Origin of the sequence: Saccharopolyspora gregorii, from assembly GCF_024734405.1 — a bacterium.
In the GTDB taxonomy this organism is placed as follows: domain Bacteria; phylum Actinomycetota; class Actinomycetes; order Mycobacteriales; family Pseudonocardiaceae; genus Saccharopolyspora_C; species Saccharopolyspora_C gregorii.
Genome location: NZ_CP059556.1, coordinates 992,313 through 1,012,743, shown reverse-complemented (window position 1 = coordinate 1,012,743; position 20,431 = coordinate 992,313). Strand labels below are relative to the sequence as shown.

16 protein-coding genes are annotated in these 20,431 nt (G+C 76.1%); 9 read left to right on the top strand and 7 right to left on the bottom strand.

Annotated elements, in window-relative coordinates:
• The first annotated feature begins 70 nt into the window (after positions 1-70).
• From cofD to H1226_RS04355, 3 genes are read left to right on the top strand one after another with little or no spacing between them, the layout of a single operon-like run.
• Positions 71-1,078: a 2-phospho-L-lactate transferase gene (cofD, locus tag H1226_RS04365; protein WP_224967523.1), complete on the top strand. Its 1,008-nt coding sequence runs from the start codon at positions 71-73 to the stop codon at positions 1,076-1,078.
• Positions 1,075-2,418, top strand: a complete 1,344-nt coding sequence (locus tag H1226_RS04360) for a coenzyme F420-0:L-glutamate ligase (protein WP_224967525.1) — start codon at positions 1,075-1,077, stop codon at positions 2,416-2,418. The genes cofD and H1226_RS04360 overlap by 4 nt, the downstream gene beginning before the upstream one ends.
• Before the next feature lie 53 nt (positions 2,419-2,471).
• A complete protein-coding gene (locus H1226_RS04355) occupies positions 2,472-3,032 on the top strand; it encodes an NUDIX hydrolase (protein WP_373690011.1) in 561 nt (186 codons plus the stop codon).
• Positions 3,033-3,059: 27 nt separating this feature from the next.
• Here H1226_RS04355 and H1226_RS04350 read toward each other — a convergent pair whose 3' ends face one another.
• A complete protein-coding gene (locus tag H1226_RS04350; RefSeq protein WP_258347330.1) occupies positions 3,060-3,962 on the bottom strand; it encodes a DNA-3-methyladenine glycosylase family protein in 903 nt (300 codons plus the stop codon).
• A gap of 4 nt (positions 3,963-3,966) precedes the next feature.
• Positions 3,967-5,073, bottom strand: a complete 1,107-nt coding sequence (locus tag H1226_RS04345; protein ID WP_258347329.1) for a mannose-1-phosphate guanylyltransferase — start codon at positions 5,071-5,073, stop codon at positions 3,967-3,969.
• A 743-nt stretch (positions 5,074-5,816) separates the two neighbouring features.
• Between H1226_RS04345 and H1226_RS04340 the strand changes: the two genes are divergently transcribed.
• Positions 5,817-6,368 (top strand): hypothetical protein, encoded by a 552-nt coding sequence (locus H1226_RS04340; protein WP_258347327.1) that lies wholly within the window; start codon positions 5,817-5,819, stop codon positions 6,366-6,368.
• Between the two features lie 44 nt (positions 6,369-6,412).
• Here H1226_RS04340 and H1226_RS04335 read toward each other — a convergent pair whose 3' ends face one another.
• The 3 genes from H1226_RS04335 to H1226_RS04325 are packed head-to-tail and all read right to left on the bottom strand — an operon-like array spanning position 6,413 to position 9,643.
• Complete coding sequence (locus tag H1226_RS04335; RefSeq protein ID WP_258347317.1) at positions 6,413-7,288, bottom strand: glycosyltransferase family 2 protein; 876 nt, start codon at positions 7,286-7,288, stop codon at positions 6,413-6,415.
• A gap of 53 nt (positions 7,289-7,341) precedes the next feature.
• Positions 7,342-8,493, bottom strand: coding sequence for a glycosyltransferase family 4 protein (locus H1226_RS04330; protein WP_224959291.1), 1,152 nt, complete (start codon positions 8,491-8,493; stop codon positions 7,342-7,344).
• A gap of 49 nt (positions 8,494-8,542) precedes the next feature.
• The gene (locus H1226_RS04325) at positions 8,543-9,643 is read right to left on the bottom strand and encodes a glycosyltransferase family 4 protein (protein ID WP_258347301.1); all 1,101 of its coding nucleotides are present in this window, start codon (positions 9,641-9,643) and stop codon (positions 8,543-8,545) included.
• Between the two features lie 135 nt (positions 9,644-9,778).
• Here H1226_RS04325 and H1226_RS04320 point away from each other — a divergent pair, with 135 nt between their 5' ends.
• The 5 genes from H1226_RS04320 (at position 9,779) to H1226_RS04300 (ending at position 16,756) form a co-directional block, all read left to right on the top strand.
• Positions 9,779-10,897, top strand: coding sequence for a glycosyltransferase family 2 protein (locus H1226_RS04320; protein WP_258347286.1), 1,119 nt, complete (start codon positions 9,779-9,781; stop codon positions 10,895-10,897).
• A gap of 145 nt (positions 10,898-11,042) precedes the next feature.
• Complete coding sequence (locus H1226_RS04315) at positions 11,043-13,556, top strand: glycosyltransferase (protein ID WP_258347278.1); 2,514 nt, start codon at positions 11,043-11,045, stop codon at positions 13,554-13,556.
• Complete coding sequence (locus H1226_RS04310) at positions 13,553-14,614, top strand: glycosyltransferase family 4 protein (protein ID WP_258347273.1); 1,062 nt, start codon at positions 13,553-13,555, stop codon at positions 14,612-14,614. Before H1226_RS04315 ends, H1226_RS04310 begins: the two co-directional genes overlap by 4 nt.
• 548 nt (positions 14,615-15,162) lie before the next feature.
• On the top strand, positions 15,163-16,023 hold the full coding sequence (locus H1226_RS04305) for a hypothetical protein (RefSeq protein WP_258347265.1): 861 nt from the start codon (positions 15,163-15,165) through the stop codon (positions 16,021-16,023).
• A 160-nt stretch (positions 16,024-16,183) separates the two neighbouring features.
• On the top strand, positions 16,184-16,756 hold the full coding sequence (locus H1226_RS04300) for a sigma-70 family RNA polymerase sigma factor (protein WP_258347261.1): 573 nt from the start codon (positions 16,184-16,186) through the stop codon (positions 16,754-16,756).
• Here H1226_RS04300 and H1226_RS04295 read toward each other — a convergent pair.
• Complete coding sequence (locus tag H1226_RS04295; RefSeq protein ID WP_258347254.1) at positions 16,743-18,461, bottom strand: ATP-binding cassette domain-containing protein; 1,719 nt, start codon at positions 18,459-18,461, stop codon at positions 16,743-16,745. The genes H1226_RS04300 and H1226_RS04295 overlap by 14 nt on opposite strands.
• Positions 18,455-20,110, bottom strand: coding sequence for an ABC transporter ATP-binding protein (locus H1226_RS04290; RefSeq protein ID WP_258347248.1), 1,656 nt, complete (start codon positions 20,108-20,110; stop codon positions 18,455-18,457). Before H1226_RS04290 ends, H1226_RS04295 begins: the two co-directional genes overlap by 7 nt.
• Positions 20,111-20,431: the final 321 nt, after the last annotated feature.

Below are 20,431 nucleotides of genomic sequence, written 5' to 3'. Positions count from 1 at the left end.
GGCCCCGCCGGTGACGCAGCGGACACCGGTCCGGCCTCGGACGCCCCCGCCCGCGTGCGAGGATCGCGGGGTGAAGGTCGTAGCACTGGTCGGTGGAGTCGGCGGGGCGCGGTTCCTGCTGGGGGTCAAGGCGGCGCTGGGCATGCCCGCGCTCGGCGAAGGCGACGGCGGGTCCCCGCACGAGGTGACCGCCGTGGTCAACATCGGCGACGACGTGTGGATGCACGGGCTGCGGGTCTGCCCGGACCTGGACACCTGCATGTACACCCTCGGCGACGGCATCGACACCGAGAAGGGGTGGGGCCGCGTCGGCGAGACGTGGTCGGTGAAGGAGGAGCTGGCCGCCTACGGCGCCGAACCGAGCTGGTTCGGGCTGGGCGACCGGGACATCGCCACCCACCTGGTGCGGTCCCGGATGCTGCGCGCCGGCTACCCGCTGTCCGCGGTGACCGAGGCGCTGTGCGACCGCTGGCGGCCCGGGGTGCGGCTGCTGCCGGTCAGCGACGACCGGGTCGAGACGCACGTGGCGATCGAGGACCCGGCCACCGGCGAGCCGACCGCGGTGCACTTCCAGGAGTGGTGGGTGCGCCACCGCGCCGAACCCGCCGCGGGCGCCATCGTGCCGGTCGGCGCCGAGGAGGCTTCGCTCGCACCGGGGGTCGCCGAGGCGATCTCCGGGGCCGACGTGGTGCTGGTCGCGCCGTCGAACCCGGTGGTGAGCGTGGGGACGCTGCTCGCGGTGCCCGGTTTCCGGGAGGCGCTGCGCTCGACGGCGGCGCCCGTGGTGGGCGTGTCCCCGATCATCGGCGGCCGCCCGCTGCGCGGCATGGCCGACGCCTGCCTGACCGCGATCGGCGTGGAGACCTCCGCCGAGGCGGTCGGCAGGCTCTACGGCTCCCGCGCGGAGTCCGCCGACGGCGTGCTCGACGCGTGGCTGGTGCACACCGGCGACACCGCCGACGTGCCCGGCGTGGCGGTGCGGGACGTGCCGCTGCTGATGTCCGACGTGGACGCGACGGCGGAGATGGCTCGGGCCGCGTTCGACGCGGCCGGGCTCTCGGTTCCGGAGGGGTCATGAGGGATCACGCGGCGACCGCCGGGCTCCAGCTGTTCGCGGTGACCGGGCTGCCCGAGTTCGGGCCCGGCGACGACGTGGCGGCCTCCATCGCGGCGAGCGCGCCGTGGTTGTCCGACGGGGACGTCGTGGTGGTCACCAGCAAGGTCGTCTCGAAGGTCGAGGGCCGGGTGGTGCGCACCCCGCGCGACCCGGAGGAGCGGGAGCGGCTGCGCCGCGAGCTGGTGCGCTCCGAGGCGACCGAGGTGCTGGCGCGGTTCCGGAACACGCTGATCACGCGGAACAAGCTGGGCATCGTGCAGGCCGCCTCCGGGGTGGACGCCTCGAACGTGGCGCTGGACCGGATCGCGCTGCTGCCGGAGGACCCGGACGCCTCGGCGCGCAGGCTGCGCGCCGGCCTGGCCGACCGGCTGGGCGTGCAGGTCGGCGTGGTGATCACCGACACGATGGGGCGGACCTGGCGCAACGGGCAGACCGACGCGGCGATCGGCGCGGCCGGACTGCGGGTGCTGCACCGGTACGCGGGCAGCATCGACGCGCAGGGCAACGAGCTGGCCGTCACCGAGGTCGCCATCGCCGACGAGGTCGCCGCCGCCGCGGACCTGGTGAAGGGCAAGCTCGGCGGCGTGCCGGTGGCGGTGCTGCGCGGGCTGAGCACCGAGGACGACGGTTCCTCGGCGCGGGACCTGGCGCGGCCGGTGGAGCACGACCTGTTCCGGCTCGGCACCGACGAGGCCATCGCGCAGGGCCGCCGGGAAGCGGTGCTGCTGCGCCGCTCGGTGCGCTCGTTCAGCGCGGAACCGGTGGCCGAGGAACCGGTGCGCCGCGCCGTGGCCGCCGCGCTGACCGCGCCCGCCCCGCACCACACCCGCCCGGTGCGGTTCGTGTGGCTGCGGGACCGGCCGCTGCGGGCGAAGCTGCTGGACGCGATGCGCACGGCGTGGCTGGCGGACCTGCGCGGCGACGGCCGCGAGGAGGCTTCCGCGCAGCGCCGGGTGGGCCGCGGCGACCTGCTGTACGCGGCCCCGGAACTGGTGCTGCCGTTCCTGGTCCGCGACGGCGCGCACGACTACCCGGACGCGCGGCGCACCGCCGCGGAGCGGGAGATGTTCACCGTCGCGGGCGGTGCCGCCGTGCAGGGGCTGCTGGTGTCGCTGGCCGCGGAGGAGCTCGCCTCCTGCTGGGTGTCCTCGACGATGTTCTGCCCCGACGTGGTGCGGTCGGCGCTGGAGCTGCCGGAGTCGTGGGAACCGCTGGGCGCGGTGGCCGTCGGGCACCCGGCCGAGCCGGTCGGCGGCCCGCGGCCGCCGCGCGAGCTGGACGACGGGCTGCTGGAACTCTGACATCACCGCAGGTCCCGCCGAGTGAGCGGGTGCGAGCGCGAGGAGGTTCGGCCGTGGGGGCCGAGGTGTTGCACGCGGACGCGGAACAGGTGCTGCGCGGATGGCGGCCGTCCGGCGACGGGCAGGAGGCGCTGCGGCACGCGTTCCTGGCGCTGCTCGACGCGCGCGAGGACGCGTGCCTGCGCGCCTGCGCGCCGGGGCACGTGACGGCGTCGGCGGTGCTGCTGGACGCGGCCGGGGAGCACGTGCTGCTCACCCTGCACCCGCGGGTCGGGAAGTGGCTGCAGCTCGGCGGGCACTGCGAACCGGAGGACACCTCGCTGGCGGGCGCCGCACTGCGGGAGGCCACCGAGGAGTCCGGGATCGACGGCTTGTCGGTCTCGGCGGAACCGGTGCACCTGGACGTGCACCCGATCACCTGCTCGCTGGGCGTGCCGACGCGGCACTTCGACGTGCGGTACCTGGTGCGCGCGCCCGCGGGCGCCGAGCCGGTGCGCAGCGACGAGTCGCTGGACCTGCGCTGGTGGCCGATCGACGCGCTGCCCGCGGAGTCCGACCTGGGCCCGCTGCTGGCCGCCGCCCGCCCGCACCTGGCGCCGCAGAGCACGCGGTAGTCGCAACAGAAGCGGGCCGACAGGGGCTCACAGCACGCGGTAGTCGCGGGGCGGCAGCCGCGGCCCGAACCGGGGGCGCCGGACCCCGGCGGCGCCGAGGTAGCGCACCGCCCGGTGCCGCTGGCCCGCGTACGGGGCGAGCGCGTCGAGCATCTCCGCGTCGTCCATCGGCCGTCCTGCGAGCCCGATCCCGACGATCGTCGACAGGTGGTAGTCGCCGACGCTGACCGCGTCCGGGTCGCCCCAGGCGCGCTGCGCGACCTCCGCCGCCGTCCACGGCCCGATGCCGGGGAGGTGCTGGAGCAGCGCGCGTCCCGGCTCCCCGCCCAGCTCCACGGCCCGCTCCAGGCGGTGCGCCACGCCGGCCGCGGCGATCAGGGTGCGCCGCCGAGCACCGTCCACGCCCGCCCGGTGCCACTCCCAGTCCCGGATCTCCCGCAGCTGCCGGGGGCTCGGCGGCGCGCACAGCCCGCGCGGCGCCGGACCGGTCGCGGGAGTGCCGAACCGGCGGCACAGCTCGCGCCAGGACCGCCACGCCTCCCGGTTGGTGACCTTCTGCTCCAACACCGCGGCGACCAGCACGTCCCACACCCGCCCGGTGGCGCAGAGCCGGAGGCCGCGGGCGGCCCGCGCGCCGCGCCGGACCGCGTCGTGCACGGGCACGAACCCGCCGTCGTCGTCGGCCGCGCCGAGCAGCTCCGGCACCTGGGCCAGCAGCGGTTCCGCGCCCTCGCCCCACGCTTCGGCGACGACCGCGCCCGCCGGGTCGGCGGCGAGCCGCAGCGTCCCGGGGCCGTGCGCGGTGGTCGACGCCAGCCACCACGCACCGGACTCCTCCACCGCGCTGGCGGGATCACCGCTGCCGCGGCGCAGCGGGGACAGCACCTGCGGGAGGTCCAGCGGGCCGGGCGGCTGCCAGGTGGTGCGCATCAGGTCATCTCCGGTCCGCCGAGAACCGCACGCCACCGGCGGGGATCTCCACGCCGGGCCACACCCGGGCGCCGTCCAGCAGCTCGCACTCGTCGCCGATCACCGCGCCGTCGCCGATCACCGCGCCGCGCAGCGCCACCCCCGCACCGATGCGGGCCCCGGCGCCGATCACGCAACCGTCCACCTCGGTCTCGGCCCCGATCCGCGCGCCGTCGAACACCATCGAGCCGGTGATCCGGGCGCGTTCCGCGACGACCGCGCCCGCGCCGATGGTGCTGCCGCCGTCGACCACGGCGTCCGCGGCGACGTCCGCACCGGGCAGCAGCAAGGCCTCGCCCGGGGTGCCGGGCAGCGCCGCGGACGGCAGCTCACCGCGCACCAGGTCCGCCGACCCGCGGACGTAGGCGGCGGGCGTGCCCATGTCCAGCCAGTACGAGGAGTCCACGTGCCCCTGCAACCGGGCCCCGGCGGCCAGCAGCCCCGGGAAGGTCTCGCGCTCCACCGACACCCGGCGACCGGCCGGGATGTCCTCGATCACGGAGCGGCGGAACACGTAGCAACCGGCGTTGATCTGGTCGACCGGCGGATCCTCGGTCTTCTCCAGGAACGCGGTGACCCGGCCGTCGCCGTCGGTGGGCACGCAGCCGAACTGGCGCGGGTCCGCCACCTTCACCAGGTGCAGCGTCACCTCGGCCGCGCCGGCGCGGTGGGTCTCGACGAGGGAGCGCAGGTCGAGGCCGGAGAGGATGTCGCCGTTGAACACCAGCACGTCCTTCTCCCGCAGCAGGTGCGCCACGTTGCGGATGGCGCCCGCGGTGTCCAGCGGCTCGTCCTCGACGACGTACTCCAGCTCCAGGCCGAACTCGGAGCCGTCGCCGAAGTGCTCGGCGAACACCTCGGCCTTGTAGGAGGTGCCGAGCACGACGTGCCGGATGCCGGCCGCCCGGATCCGCGCCAGCAGGTGGCTCAGGAACGGCACCCCGGCGGTGGGCAGCATCGGCTTCGGCGCGGACAGCGTCAGGGGGCGCAGGCGCATGCCCTTGCCGCCGACGAGCACCACCGCCTCCGCGTCGCGCAGCGGGCCGGGCGAACCATCGGGACCGGCGGTCATACCGGACCTCCTTCCTCGCGCCGGGCTCGTCCCGGCATCCGGTACCGGCACGCGGCCGCGGTCATCGGCGGCGGGGGCTTCCCCGCTCCGGTGCCGAGCGCGTCCGGTAGATCCTGACGAAAACCCGTTGGGGGGAATACTGTGACAACGACGGCGGCATAATGGAGACCGGGTTCCGGCTCAGTGGAATCGGTCACTACCGGTCCGTTCCGCGAGCACGGCGCCCCGGCACGGCAGCACACCCCCCATCCTCCCGGTGGCACGCGCGGGACGGCCGCCGCGACGGCGCGGCGAGGTCCCGGGTCCGGACGGCCGCCCCCGAACTCGACCGAACGACCGCGGCTCCACCCCACCTCGGCGTCGCGGACGCGCTCCCGGTGGTGGCACGATGATCGTCGCGCCGCGACGACACCGGGCGCCCGACCACCGCCGATACCGGACCCGGAACGGCAACGGCGGATACAGTGCGAAGCAGCGGAGCAGGACCGAACGCCGCGCCACGGCGCGGACCGAAGTCGAACCCCGTGCCGGGACGCGGACAGGGCACGCATACCTTGCCGCGGAACGGCGACAACACGAAGGGACCGCGGCGCACCGAGCTCCTCGACGGCGCCCCGCGGTAGCGCGACGGCCGCGACGCGGCCGAGAACCCGACGGCGAAAGCATGGAGAGGCACCGCTATGGACCCGCGGGACCGAGCCGACGAAACACTTGCTCGTGCGCGGGCACGGGGCGCGTTCGTCGTGACACCGGACAGCGCCACCTCGCCGATGGACGCCTCGACGACCGTGCGAATCCCGCGCACCGTGATCGCCGCCGCCGACCACGCGCAGGTCGACGCGGACGCGACGACGGCGATCCCGCAGCCCACGTCGCAGCAGCAGCCCCAGCAGCAGCACGGATCGCAGCAGCAGGCGGCCTGGCCGCAGCAGCGCGCCGAGCAGCGGCCGCAGCAGACCGGGCAGCAGGGGCAGGCCCGGCAGGGCGCTCAGCAGCAGTCGGGGCAGCAGTCGGGACAGCAGGGCGGGCAACCCCAGAACCGGCCGCAGCAGGGCGGTGACCAGCAGGGCAGGCCGCAGTCCGGCCAGCAGGGCGGGCAGCAGTCGGGGCAGCAGCAGTCCCCGCAGCAGGGCGGGCAGCAGCAGCCGGGCCAGCAGCAGGGCGGCCGGAACGACCCGTACGGCTGGCCCGAGGAGGACTTCGGCCAGCAGCTGCCGCCGAACCCGTATCAAGCGCAGCGCACCGAGGGCCAGTTCGGCCCGCTCGGCTCCCGCGCGGCCCGCCAGCAGTACTAGCGGTGGCTCGACGGGCGGCGCGGAGCTCGCGCCGCCCCGCCCGGCTACTTCCCGCGCGCCCGCACTTCCAGCCGCGCCCGCACGGCCAGCGCGGCCCGCAGCGCCAGCCGCAGCGGCGCCCACACCGCGCCCCGGTGCCGGTCCGCGAGGTACCGGTAGGCGCTGCGGTGGTGCTCCACCAGCATCTTCGCCGGTGCGCTGGAGGTGGCGTGCCCGCCGATGTGCGTGATCCGCGCGCTGGGCACGAACACGTTCAGCCAGCCCTTGCGGGCGAGCCGGTCCCCCAGGTCCACGTCTTCGAAGTACATGAAGTAGCGCGGGTCGAAGCCGTCGATGCCGTCGAACGCCTCGCGGCGCAGCAGCAGGCAGGAGCCGGACAGCCAGCCCGCGGTGCGCTCTTCGACGACCGCCTCGGACTGCCGGTAGGCGCGGGTCCACGGGTTGCCCGGCCAGATCCGGCCGAACACCGCGTGCCCCGCTCCCCGCCCCAGCGAGGGCAGCAGCCGCGCGGACGGGTAGACGGTGCCGTCGGGCTCGTTGATCAGCGGACCGAAGGCGCCACCGCGCGGCCAGCGCTCGGCCGCGGCCAGCAGTTCGTCCAGCGCACCCGGCGCCCATTCGACGTCGGCGTTGCTGATCACCACCCAGCCGTACTCCTCGCCGAGGGCCGCCACCCCGCGGTTCGCTCCCCCGCCGTAGCCGAGGTTCGCCCCGGTCGGCAGGAATTCGACCTCGGAGCGGGTCTCGGCGGCGCGTTCCGGTTCCCCGTCCGTCGACCCGTTGTCGGCCAGGACCACCCGCACCGGGCGTTCGGTGGCAGCGCGGATCGAGTCGAGGTTGCGGTCGAGGGTCTCGCCGGGCGAGTAGGTCACGATGACGATGGCGAGCTCGTCGCCATGGCTGCGGGAAGAGGCGGTCACGCCCGGACATTCTGCCGAACGGCGCTCGGCGGCCGCGGGGCGGTGAGGCCCCGTCAGCGGCTGCGGCGGTGCAGGTGGTGCGCACGGGAGTAGGCCTCGCGGTGCTGCGCCGCGCACGCGGCCCAGGTGAACTCCTTGGCGCGGCGCTGCGCGGCGGCCGAGAGCGCGGCGCGGCGGGCCGGGTCGTCGAGCAGCCCGGTGAGCCCGGTGGCGATCTCGGCGGGCCGCACCCCGCAGTAGGCGACGGCGTCCCCGCCGACCTCGGGCAGGCTGAGCCGTCCGGTGGTGAGCACCGCAGCGCCGCAGGCCATCGCCTCCAGCACGGGCAGCCCGAAGCCCTCGCCGATGCTCGGGTACGCGACGACGTGCGCGCCGCCGAGGAAACCGGGTAACTCGGCGAACGGCACGTACCCGGCGCGGATCACCCGCACGCGGTGCGGCACCGCTTCCAGCGCCCGCTCGACCCTGGTGTCCCAGCCGGGCTGACCGGCCAGCACCAGCGCGGGGTCGTCGGAGCGGCCGCGGCCGGCCATCGTGAAGCCCTTGATCAGCGCGGGCACGTTCTTGCGCGGTTCGAGGGCGCCGAGGAACGCCACGTACGGCTGGTCGTGCAGGCCCAGCCGGTCCCGCACGGCCGCGATCTCCGGGGGCGACGGCGGGTGGAAGTGCTCGGGGTCGACGCCGTGGTACATCACGTGCATCGCCGAGCGGTCGGCCCCGGCGCTGCGGGCGAGCTCGTCGGCGGTGGCTTCGCTCGGCACCACGCACAGGGTGGCGCGGCGCAGCGCGGCCTTCGTCCAGGAGCGGAAGAAGCGGGCTTTCACCGGCGAGTGCAGCGCCGGGTCGGTGAAGAACGTGGCGTCGTGCAGCGTGACCACCGACGCCGCCGGGTTCGCCAGCGGCGTCGTGTAGTGCGGCGAGTGCAGCACCTGCGCGCCGAGCCTGCGCACCAGCCGGGGCAGCGTCGTCTGCTCCCAGGTGAGGCGGGCGGTGCGGGTCGCGACGGCCTCCGCCGCGGGGATGATCCGGCTGTTCGGGGCGAGCCTGCCGTACAGCGCGGCGTCCCGCGGCTGGCAGGCGACGCTCAGCTGCGCGCCGTCCTGGTCGAGCGCGGCCAACAAGGAATCCACGTAGCGACCGACGCCACCGCGGTCCGCGGGGACGGCGGTGGCGTCGACGAGGAGCTGCGGCTCGCCTCTGTGCACGCGTGCAGCGTACGGGGGTGCCGGTGCGGATCGTGGGGGGTTCCGCAAATCACGTCTCGAGGTGCGCCCGCCACACCTGCTCGGCCGCGCGCCGCCAGCCGAACAGCTCGGCGCGGCGCGGACCCGCCGCCGCCATCCGGGCGCGCTGGTCCGGGTCGTCGACGACGATGCGCAACGCGCGGGCCAGCGCGCGCGGGTCGGCGCGGCGCGCGGTGAGCCCGGCGGACCCGGCGACCTCCAGCAGGGCGGGGGCGTCGGAGTGCACCACGGGGGTGCCGAGGGCCATCGCCTCCAGCACCGGCAGCCCGAAGCCCTCGGCGAGGCTCGGCGCGACCAGGGCCGTCGCCCGCCGCAGCAGCACGGCGAGCTCGGCGTCGCCGATGTCGCGCAGCACCCGCACCCGCCCGGCGGGCAGGCCGTGCCCTTCGGCCAGGCGCACCGGGTCGACCCCGCCCCAGCCCGGCGCACCGACCAGCAGCAGCGGCAGGTCCGGTGCCTCCGGCCGGGCCAGCGCCTCGATCAGGTGCGCGTGGCCCTTGCGGGGTTCGAAGGTGCCGACGGTCAGCAGGTACCTGGGCGGGAGGCTCGCGGCGGCGGTGCGCGCCCGGTCCGGATCGGGCTCGGCCAGCAGCGCTCCGGGCACCCCTTCGCCGATCACCCGCACGTCGGCGCGCAGCGCGACGCGGGTGGCGAGGTCGGTGGCGACGGCCTCGGTGGGCACCACGATCGCGTCGGCGTCGCGGGCGGCGCGGGCGATGGCGCGGCGGTGCCAGGCGACGCCGCGCGGGGTGAGCGTCTCCGGGTGGGTCCAAGGCACGGTGTCGTGCACCGTCACCACCAGGCCGCGGCCGCGCTTGCGGGCCGGGGCCAGCGGGGTCATGGCGTGCACCGAGTCGCCGCCGGGCCACGGCGGCAGGCCGCGCTCCCAGGCCGCGGTGAGGGCGCGGCGCGGCAGCGGCAGCACCACCGGGCCGCCCACCCCGTCCACCGCGGCGCGGGCGGGGTCGGCGCCGCGGCTGATCGCGCTGCGCACCTCCCAGCCCGCGGGGGCGGTGGCGGCGAGCGCGGCCAGCAGTTCGCGGGTGTAGCGGCCCGTTCCGCCCGGCACCGGGGCGACCAGCTGCTCGGCGATCACGACCAACTCGGGCACCTCATCACCTCTCCGGTTCGCGGACGGCGGCCACCTGCACGCCGAGCAGAACCCTACGCTGCGAATTCACCGGTACCGCCGGGAAGCGCGGTGCCGTCACCTAGAGTTCGGGGCCGGACGCGGAACGGAGGCGGTGTGCGGAGCACGGTCGTGGTCGTGACGTGGCGCGGGCGGCGGCACCTGACCGCCTGCCTGGACGCGGTCGCCGCACTGGACCGTCCACATCGGACGCTGGTGGTGGACAACGCCTCCGACGACGGCACCGCCGAGCTGATCGCCCGGCACCCGTCCCGGCCGGAGGTGCTGCGGCTGCCGCGCAACCTCGGCTACGCGGGCGGCATCGCGGCGGCGCTGCCGCGGATCGGCACCCCGTTCGTGGCCTGGCTCAACGACGACGCCGCACCCGAACCGGGCTGGCTCGCCGCGCTGGAGGACGCGCTCGACGCGGACCGCGGGGCGTGGGCGGCGGCCTCCGTGCTGCGCACCCCGGACGGGGCCGTGCAGTCCGCCGGAGTGCGGTTGAGCGGTGATGGGCACGGGGTCGATTCGGTCGGTGGGGTTCCTCCGGTCGCTGGGGGCGGTCCGGCGGCGGGGGTCGAGTCGGGTTCCGGGGTCGAGTCGGTGGACGGGGGCGAGTCCGTCGGCGGGGTCCCTTCAGCCGGCGGGGACGAACCGGCGGCACGGGTCGAGTCGGGTGCCGGGGTCGAGTCGGTCGGCGGGGCCGAGTCCGTCGGCGGAACCGGTTCGGGCGCCGCCGGCCCGGCGCGGGAGGTGTTCGGGTTCTGCGGCGGGGCGGCGCTGCTGCGGACCGCGGAACTGCGCGCCGCGGGCGGGGTTCCGGCACGGTTTTTCTGCTACTACGAGGACACCGACACCGCGTGGCGGCTGCGGCTCGACGGCGGCCGGGTGCTGCTGGTGCCCGGTGCCCGGGTGGCGCACCTGCACGGCGCGAGCACTCGGCCCGGTTCGGCGAAGTTCCACCGGTGGAACGAGCGGAACCGGCTGCTGGCGCTGCTGCGTTGCGCGCCGGGACGGGTCGCGGCGCGGGAGCTGGCGCGCTTCGCCGCGCTCACCGCGGTGCTGCCCCTGCGCAGGCTGCGCGGGGATCCGGTGCCGCCGGCGAACTTCCGGCTCGCGCTGCGGCTGCGGGTGCTCGCCGAGCTCGGCGCCCACGCTCCCGCCGCGCTGCTCGCCCGCCGCGGCCGCACCGCGACCGCCCGCGCCGAGGTCTGGCACCGCTGGGCGGGCCGCTGACCCGCCCCGACCCCCGAGTGAACGGACCGTTCGTCCAACGAGATCGGACGAACGGTCCGTTCACCCCGGAAACGGGGGCGCCGGATTCGGGTGGATCTTCGGACTGCGTGCGTTCGGCGGGCGCCGATAGGGCACGCTTAGGGGCGTGGCTGATACCTCCGAGTCCGCTGCGCTGCCCGCAGTCTCCGTGATCGTCGTCAACCACCGCGGCGCCGAGGACACGATCACGTGCCTGCGCGCGGTGCGCGACCAGTTGGACTACCCGGTGGACCGGCTGGAACTGATCTGCGTCGACAACACCCCGGGAAGCGCCGAGGCCGCCCGCATCCGCGACGCGGCGCCGGGCACCACCGTGCTGGAGCCGGGCGAGAACCTGGGTTTCGCCGGCGGCTGCAACCTGGGGGCGCGGACCGCGTCCGGCCAGGTGCTGGCGTTCCTGAACAACGACGCCCGGCCGGACCGGGACTGGGTGCGGGCCGCGGTGGCGGTGCTGCGCGCCGAACCGACGGTGGGCGCGGTGGCCAGCAAGGTCCTGGACTGGGAGGGCGAGCTCGTCGACTTCGTGGACGGCGGGCTCACCTGGTTCGGCATGGGCTACAAGCGGTTCGCGGGCGAACCGGACGACGGCAGCCACGACGCGCCGCGGGACGTGCTGTTCGGCACCGGTTCGGCGCTGCTGGTGCGCGCCGAGCTGTTCGCCGCGCTGGACGGGTTCGACGAGCGGTTCTTCATGTTCTACGAGGACGTGGACCTGGGCTGGCGGCTGAACCTGCGGGGCTGGCGGGTGCGCTACGAGCCGCGGTCGCTGACCTTCCACCGCCACCACGCCTCGATGACGCAGGTGTCCTCGGCGCGGGAGCACTTCCTGCTGGAGCGCAACGCGCTGGCCGCGCTGTACAAGAACGTCTCCGCCGAGACGCTGGCGAAGGTGCTGCCCGCCGCGATGGCGCTGTCGGTGCGCCGGGCCACGGCCCGCGGCGACATCGACCCGGACCAGCTGGAGATGACGCGGCGCCCGGAGGGCCCGGACTTCGACGACGACGTGCCGATCTCGCGGGACTCGCTGGCGAGCCTGCTCGCGATCGACCGGTTCGTGGAGATGCTGCCGCAGCTGGCCGCGTCGCGGGAGGTCGAGCAGGCCGCCCGGGTGCGCTCGGACGCGGACCTGGTGCCGCTGATGCGCAAGGCGATGGAGCCGGCCTACCCGCTGCCGAGCTACCTGGCCGCGCACGAGGTGCTGGTGGACGCGTTCGGCCTGGACGAGGTCTACGGGCGTCCCCGCACCATCGCGGTGATCACCGGCGACGCGGTGGCCGAGCGGATGGCGGGCCCGGCGATCCGCGCCTGGCACATGGCCGAGGTGCTCAGCGCCGAGCACCAGGTGCGGCTGGTCAGCGTGAACGCGCACGTGAACCCGCCGGAGTCGGCCTTCCCCGTCGTGGCGGCGAAACCGCGCGAGCTCGCCGCGCACGTGGAGTGGGCGGACGTGGTGATCGTGCAGGGCCACGTGCTGGAGATGGTGCCCGCGCTCAAGCACGCCGACTCCACGAAGGTCGTGGTGTGCGACGTGTACGACCCGATGCACCTGGAGCTGCTGGAGCAGGGCCGCGACACCGACGACGAGCGCCGCGCCGCCGACCTGCGCGGGGTGACGGAGGTGCTGAACTCGCAGCTGCAGCGCGGTGATTTCTTCCTGTGCGCCTCGGAGCGGCAGCGGCACTTCTGGCTGGGGCACCTGGCGTCGCTGGGCCGGTTGACGCCGGGCCTCTACGACACGGATCCGACGGTGCGCTCGCTGCTGGAGGTGGTGCCGTTCGGCTTGTCCTCGGTGGCGCCGCGCCGCACCGGGCCCGCGATCAAGGGCGTGCAGCCGGGCGTCGACGCCGACGACAAGGTGGTGCTGTGGGCGGGCGGCGTCTACAGCTGGTTCGACCCGCTGACGCTGCTGCACGCGGTGGACCGGGTCGCCCGGCGGCACCACGACGTGCGGTTGTTCTTCCTCGGCATGAAGCACCCGAACCCGGACGTGCCGGAGATGGGCATGGCGGACCGGACGCGGCACCTGGCGAACCGGCTGGGGCTGACCGGCAAGCACGTGTTCTTCAACGAGACGTGGGTGCCGTACGGGGAGCGGCAGAACTTCCTGCTGGACGCCGACTGCGGGGTGACCTCGCACTTCGAGCACGTGGAGACGACGTTCGCGTTCCGCACCCGGGTGCTGGACTACCTGTGGTCGGGCCTGCCGGTGGTGACCACGGACGGCGATTCGTTCGCGGACCTGGTGCGCCAGGAGGGCTTGGGCGTGGTGGTGCCCGCCGAGGACCCGGACGCGCTGGCCGCGGCGCTGGAGCGGGTGCTCTACGACGCGGAGTTCGCCGCGTCCTGCCGGGAGCGCATCGAGGCGGTGCGGGAGCGGTTCACCTGGGAGTCGGTGCTGGCGCCGCTCACCGAGTTCTGCCGCGATCCGCGCCCGGCCGCGGACCGGCTGCGCGCCGCCTCGCCGCTGACCCGGACGCAGCCGCCGGACCGGGTGGAGGCGGTGCGCCGCGACGTGGCGCTGCTGCGCGAATACCTGGACGCGGGTGGCCCGGTGGAGGTCGCGCGGCGGGCCGGTGGCCGGTTGCGCAGGCTGGCCGGTGATCGGCTCCGCAAGCGGTGAGCGGGCCGCTGCGGGTCCTGCTGGACGGCACACCGCTGCTGGGCAGGCGCACCGGGATCGGGCGCTACACCGCGTCGTTGAGCGCGGAGCTCGGCCGGATGTCCGATGTGGACGCTCGGGCGATCGGGTTCACGGCGCGCGGCTGGCGCGCGCTGCGCGGGGCGGTGCCGCCGGGGGTGCGGGCCACCGGGGTGCCCGTGCCCGCGCGGGCGGTGCGGGCGCTGTGGACCCGGGCGCCGTTCCCGCCGGTGGAGCTGCTGGCGGGCGCGGTGGACGTGGTGCACGGCACGAACTTCGCGCTGCCGCCGGCGGTGCGCGCGGGCGGTGTGGTGACGGTGCACGACCTGGCGTTCCTGGACGAGCCAGCCGAGGCGGAGCCTGGTTTCGCCGACCTGGTGCGCTCCTCGGTGCGGCGGGCGGCGGTGGTGTGCACGCCGAGCGCGGCGGTCGCCGACTCGGTCGCGGAGCGGTTCGGCGTGCCCCGCCAGGACGTGGTGGTCACGCCGCTGGGCGTGGACCCGGAGTGGTTCGATGCGGTGCCGCCGGGAGCCGAGCTGCACCGGCTGGGCCTGCCGGACGAGTACTTCGCGTTCGTCGGCGCCGAAGGCCCGCGCAAGGGCGTCGAGGTGCTGCTGCGCGCGCACGACCGGCGGCTGCCACCGCTGGTGCTGGCCGGTCCTGGCGAGGCGCGGCAGACGGGGAAGGTGCTGCGCACCGGGTACCTGCCGGAGCCGGAGCTGCGCAGCGTGGTGGCCGGGGCCCGGGCGCTGGTGCTGCCGTCCCGGGACGAGGGCTTCGGGCTGCCCGCGCTGGAGGCGCTGGCCTGCGGGGTGCCGGTGATCTGCTCGGACCTGCCCGTGCTGCGGGAGGTCACCGGCGGGCTGGCCGAGTTCGTCCCGCACGGCGACGCGGAGGCGCTGCGCGCGGCACTGCGGCGGGCCGCCGCGGCGGCGCCCGATCCGGCGGCGGTGGCGGCGCGGCGGGCGCACGCGGCGCGGTACAGCTGGCGCGGTTGCGCGGCGGCGACGCTGCGCGCCTACGCCCGCGCCGCGAGCTGACCGGGCGGCGTCCGCCGAGCCCGCCCGGACCCCGGAGGTGCTTCGCCGGGACCTCGCCGATGCGCACCCGGTACCCGGCCATTCCCGGAACGTGACCGCAGCGCCCGCGATCCGTGCGACCGTGCCGGGGCCTCGTCGCGCGCCGTTGCGCATTCCTTCGTAGCCGCGATCCCGATCGATCGGTCACCCGCCGATGTTTTTCCCGATCGATATGGACCCACCCCGAAAACCGGTGTCGAATCCCACTGTGAATCGACCAATCGATTTCGCCCCGGACTCCTGATCTGCCGCCGGAGAACCCGTTCGCGCCTGATCCCCTAATAGGGGAAAAGCACAGGGGGATCACCCCCATGTCCCGCCGCTCACCGCCCTCCTAGCGTGGTGACCACGGGCGGAACGGGTCGGCGGCGCGATGGTCGCGGTGCGATCGGTCCCCGAAATCCGAGTCTTGGCCGACTCGGACGTGGCTGTGCGGCGGGGACCGATGACTTCGCCACAACCGTTCCGACCCGCTCGTGCAGCATTCCTGGGAACGGAGCGTGCGGACCGTGGAGACGGTGTACGAAATCCTGCGGCGAGTGGTGGCGGGCGCGGAATCGCGCGCCGAGTTCGCCGCCGAGCCGCGCGCATTCCTGGACCAGGCGGGCCTGCCCGAGCTGAGCAACGCGGACGTGGTGCACGCCGCTTCGCTGACCCTCGACCTCGCACCGGTCGAGGTCGTCGACGAGTTCACCCGAGCCCTGCCCCCGGGGCTGGTGGTGCTCGCCGCCGACGGCGACGGCGTGCCCGCGGACGCCCTGATGCCGTTCCTCCCGAACGGTCCCGATGAATTGGAGAGCACGATGGCCACCCCGGAGATCTTCACCGCGCTCGGCGACGTCGAAGGCCTGCTGTCGCCGACGGCGCGCACCACCGACGAGCAGTCCACCGAGAACAGCGGCAACAGCACCGAGACGTCCCGCAGCGAGGACAGCACCGGCTCGGACAACCAGCTGGGCGCGCCGGTCGGCAACGGCAACGACGTCGGCCTGGTCGGCGACATCAACACCGGTGACATCAGCGGTCTGACCGGCGGCCTGAACGCGGGCAACGTCGCGGGCAACGGCGTCACCGACGTGGTCGGCGGCCTGGAGGACACCGTCGGCGGCGTCCAGGGCGGCGACCTGACCGGCGGGATCTCGGACCTCACCGGTGCCGGCGACCTGACCGGCGGACTCGACCTCGGCGGCGTCGACGGCGGCGGCGTCATGGGTTCGGTGCAGGACGTCACCGGCGAGCTGCCGATCGACGACGTGGTCGGCGGCGTCGCCCCGATGGCGGACCTGACGGCCCCGCTGACCGGCGCCGACGGCCCCGTCGGTGGCGTCGAGGGCACGGTCGAGGACCTGACCGGCGGCCTCGGCATCTGATCGGCCCGCGCGGGACGAAGGCCACCGGGCACTGCTCGGTGGCCTTCTTCGCGGGCGCCCGATTCGCGCCGTTCCTGGCCGGATCGCCGATTCGGCCCGTCGCCGCCCCGGTCGGCACCGAACACCGGGAGCACGGGCGGACGACGGGACGGGAGATCGGATGCGGCAGCCCCAGGGCGCAGGGGCGCAGGACGGGCCTGAGGCACTGCTGCTCCGGGTGGCCGCGGGCGATCCGCGCGCGTTCGAGCTGCTCTACGACCGGGTCGTGGTGCTCGTGCACGCGGCGGCCCGCGACGTGCTCGACGACGACGCGCACGCCGAGGAGGTCACCCAAGAGGCGCTGGTCGAGGTGTGGCGCACCGCCGCCCGGTACCGGCCGGAGCGGGGCGGCGCGATCGGCTGGGTGCTCACCGTGGCGCACCGGCGGGCGGTGGACCGGTTGCGCTCGGTGCGGTCGGCGCGGGCGCGGGACGCGCGGTTCGCGGCGCGCTCGCACCGGATCGCGCACGACTCGGTGGTGGAGGCGGTGCTGATCCGCAGCGAGCACTGCGAGGTGCGGAGCTGCCTGGCCGGGTTGACCGCGTTGCAACGGGAGGCGGTGGCGCTGACCTACTACTGCGGGCTCGACCACCGGGAGGCCGCGCGCCGGCTGGCCGCCCCGGCGGCGACGGTGAAGACGCGGCTGCGGGACGGGCTGATCCGGCTGCGGGACTGCCTGCTCACCGCCCGCTGAGCCCGGGCGGCGCGTCGTCCCAGGCGCGCACCAGTTCCGCGTAGGTCGCGGAGCGGGCGGGCAGTTCCGCGGGGGTGCCGAGCTGTGCGCCGGTCCCGTCGAGCAGCAGCACCCGGTTCGCGCGCCGCGCCGAGCCGAGCCGGTGCGCGATCACCACCAGCACGCCGCCGCGCGCGGCGAAGGCGCGTTCGGCGCGGGCCTCCGCGGGCCCGTCCAGGTGCGAGGTGGCTTCGTCGAGCACCACGATCGGTGCCGCGCTCGCGTGCACCCGGGCCAGCGCCAGCAGTTGCCGCTGGCCCGCCGACAGGTCCGCGCCGCCGTGGCGCACCTCGCCGTCCAGCCCGCCCAGCCGGTCCACCAGCTCGGCGGCGCCGACGTCGGCGGCCGCGGCCAGCAGGTGCGCATCGGTGCTCCCGGCCGCCAGCAGCGCCACGTTCTCCCGCACCGTCCCGGCGAACAGGTACGCCTCCTGCGGGGTGAACGCGATGAGCCGGTGCCGCACCGCCGGATCCAGCTCGGTGACCACGACTCCCCCGACGCGCACCGAGCCGCCGGTGGGCGCGAGGGTGCCGGTGAGCAGCCCGGCGAAGGTGGACTTGCCGATGCCGCTGGGTCCGACGACGGCGAGGTGCTCGCCGGGGTCCAGGTCCAGGTCCAATTCGGACAGCACCGGTTCGGCGTGCTCGCCCCACCGGTGGGTGAGCCCGCGCGCCCGCACCCGCGGCCCGGCCGGGACGCCGCGCGGCCGGTCCGCGGGCGCCGCGCGGCCGATCTCGGCGAGCCGGTTCAGCGCCACCAGCAGCCGCAGCAGCACCGACCCGGTGGTGGCGGCCAGCCCGTGCAGCGCCGGTTGCACGGTGCCGGTGACGTACACGAGCGCGCCGAGCACCGCGCCCGCGGTGAGCCGCCCGCTCCCGACGGCCCACGGCGCGATCACCAGCACCAGCAGCACCGGCAACAACCCGCCCCCGCCGATGATCAGGGTGCGCAGCGCGGCGGCGGTGGACATCCGGACCGCGGCCGCGGCCTGCGCGTCCACCGCGTCGCGCACCGCCGCGATCGCCTGCCGCTGCGCGCCGCAGGCCGCCACGTCCCGCAGCCCGGTGAGCACCGCCCCGGCCCGGGTCGCGGTCCGCTCGTCGGCGAGGGCGAGGCCGCGCTGGCGGCGGGCGAGCGCGGGCAGCGAGCAGCCGAACAGCGCCACCGCCAGCAGCACCGGCGGCGCCACCGGCCACAGCAGCAGCGGGTCCAGCGCGGCCACCCCGGCCAGCGCGGCGGCGACCGACACCAGCAGTCCCCTGGCCTGCACGAGCAGTCCCGCCGTCGCGTCCCGCACCACCTCCACGTGCTGGGTGATCCGGGCGACGCCCGCCGCGTCCGGTCCGCCGCGCGGCGGGGCGGTGTCGGCGAGCACGTCCCGCACGACCCGCCGCACCAGCGCGTCGCGCAGCGGCTCGACGATGGCTCCGATGCGCCGCCACACGAACCGGACCCCGGCGGCGCCGACCACGGCGGCGGCGGCGAACGCGAGCAGCCAGGCCGCGCCGACGTCGAACCGGCCCGCGGCGAACCCGTCGTCGACGGCGTTGCGCACGAACGTCCCGGACAGCAGCGCGGGCGCGGCCTCCAGCGCGGAGCAGGCCAGCAGCGCCGCCCAGCCGCGCCGGTGCCCGGTCAGGGCGCGCCGGTACTCGCCGATCAGCACGGCGCCTCCTCGGTGAACAGGGCGCGGTAGTCCGGGTCGGCCCACAGCTCCGCGTGCGGGGCGGCGCGCCGGATCCGGCCCTCGTCGAGCCACACCACGAGGTCGGCGCGGCCGGCGGTGCCCGCGCGGTGGGTGATCACGACGCGGGTCCGGCCGGGCAGCGCGGTGGTGATGGCGCGCTCCACCCGGTCCTCGGTGATCACGTCCAGGCTGGCGGTGGCGTCGTCGAGCACCAGCAGCCGCGGCGTCCTGGCGAGCGCGCGGGCCAGCCCGAGCCGCTGCGCCTCCCCGCCGGAGAGCGGGACCTCGGCGAGCGGGGTGAGGTAGCCGTCGGGCAGCCGGGTCACCAGGTCGTGCACCTGGGCGGCGCGGCAGGCGGCGGCCACGTCCGCTTCGACCGCCCCGTAGGACACGGCGGTCGCCACGGTGGTGCCCAGCAGCACCGGCCGGGCGAAGGCGACGCCCACGTGCGCCGCCGCCGGATCGAGCTCCGCCGTCGGCACCCCGTCGAGCAGCACCTGCCCGCGGTCGGGCGGGCGCAGCCCGGCGAGCACCTCGGCCAGCGTGGACTTGCCCGCCCCGGAACGTCCGACGACGGCGACGATCGTGCCCGCAGGCACCACCAGGTCGATCCCGTCGAGCGCCCCGCGCACCGCGGCGCCGCGGACCCGCAGCTCCCCCGGCCCCGGCGGCAGCACCCGGGAACCGGCCGGTTCCGGCGCGACCCGGTGCACCTCGGCGAGCCGCTGCGCGCAGGACCGGGCGCGGGACAGCGCGGTGAACAGCGCCGACTGCCGGACGACGCCCATCCCGGCGGTGGCGTAGCCGAGGGCGGCCAGCACCTCGCCGACGGTGAGCCTGCCCGCGAACAGCCCGAGCCCGGCCGCGCACAGCACCGCGATCTGCACCAGCGGCACCAGCAACCCGGCCCGCCACATCAACCGGGACTGGGTGCGCCAGGTGCCCGCGCCCGCCGCGCCGAGCCGGTCCAGCGGCCGCAGCACCCGCCGAGCCTCCTGCTCGGCGACCCCGGCGGCGGCGATGGTGCGCAGCCCGGTGACCGCGTCCAGCAGCCGGGCGCCGAGCTCGCCGGACGCCTCCTGGTAGCCGAGCAGGTCCACGGCCGTGCTGCGCAGGTGCGACCGGGCCAGCAGCACCGCGAGCGGCAGCAGCACCACGAACACCAGCGCCACCCGCAGGTCCAGCCGCAGCAGCGCGCCGAGCGCGCCCACCGACAGCAGCACCGCGGTCGCGATCTCCACCAGCGTCGCGGTGATCCCGCCCGCGCCCGCGCAGTCCCCGGTGAGCCTGCTGACCGCGTCCCCGGCGGCGAACGGGCCGCGGTGGCCGAGCAGCACCAGCCGCTCGGCGAGGTCGGCCCGCAACCGGGCCGTGGTGGCGGCGGTGATCCGCGCCGACAGCAGCACCGCCAGCACCTGCGCGGCGATCCCGCCGCAGCCGAGCAGCAGCAGCGCCAGCAGCGGGGCGACGGCACCGCTGCCGGAGACGGCGGCGTCGACGGTCCGCGCGAGCGCCGCGGGCAGCAGCAGGGCGCAGCCGGTCGCCGCCAGCGCGGTCAGCACCAGCAGCAGCACCGGCCACCGCTGCGCGCGCACCGCGGGCGCCAACACCCGTTCGTGGTCCACCATCCGGCGTCCTCCTCCGCTCCTCGGCCCTCGTGCCCTCCGCCGCCGTCGCGCGCGACCTGCCGCGGACGGCCCGCGGCACGGGACGGCCCCGGCACCGCGTGGGTGCCGGGGCCGCACTTCAGCCGTCGTCCGCCTCGGGATCGTGCTCCGCGTGGTGCCGCCGCTCGGCCGGCGTTCGCGCCGACCGGTGCCCACCGGTCGCGACCGGCACCGTCGCGGTTCCTCGACGTCCCGCTCCCGGGGGCGGCCCCGCCGTCCGGCGGGTGGGCCGCCGGAGGTGGGTGCGCCGCACCGGTTCGAGCGCGATGAGCGGGTCGTCGG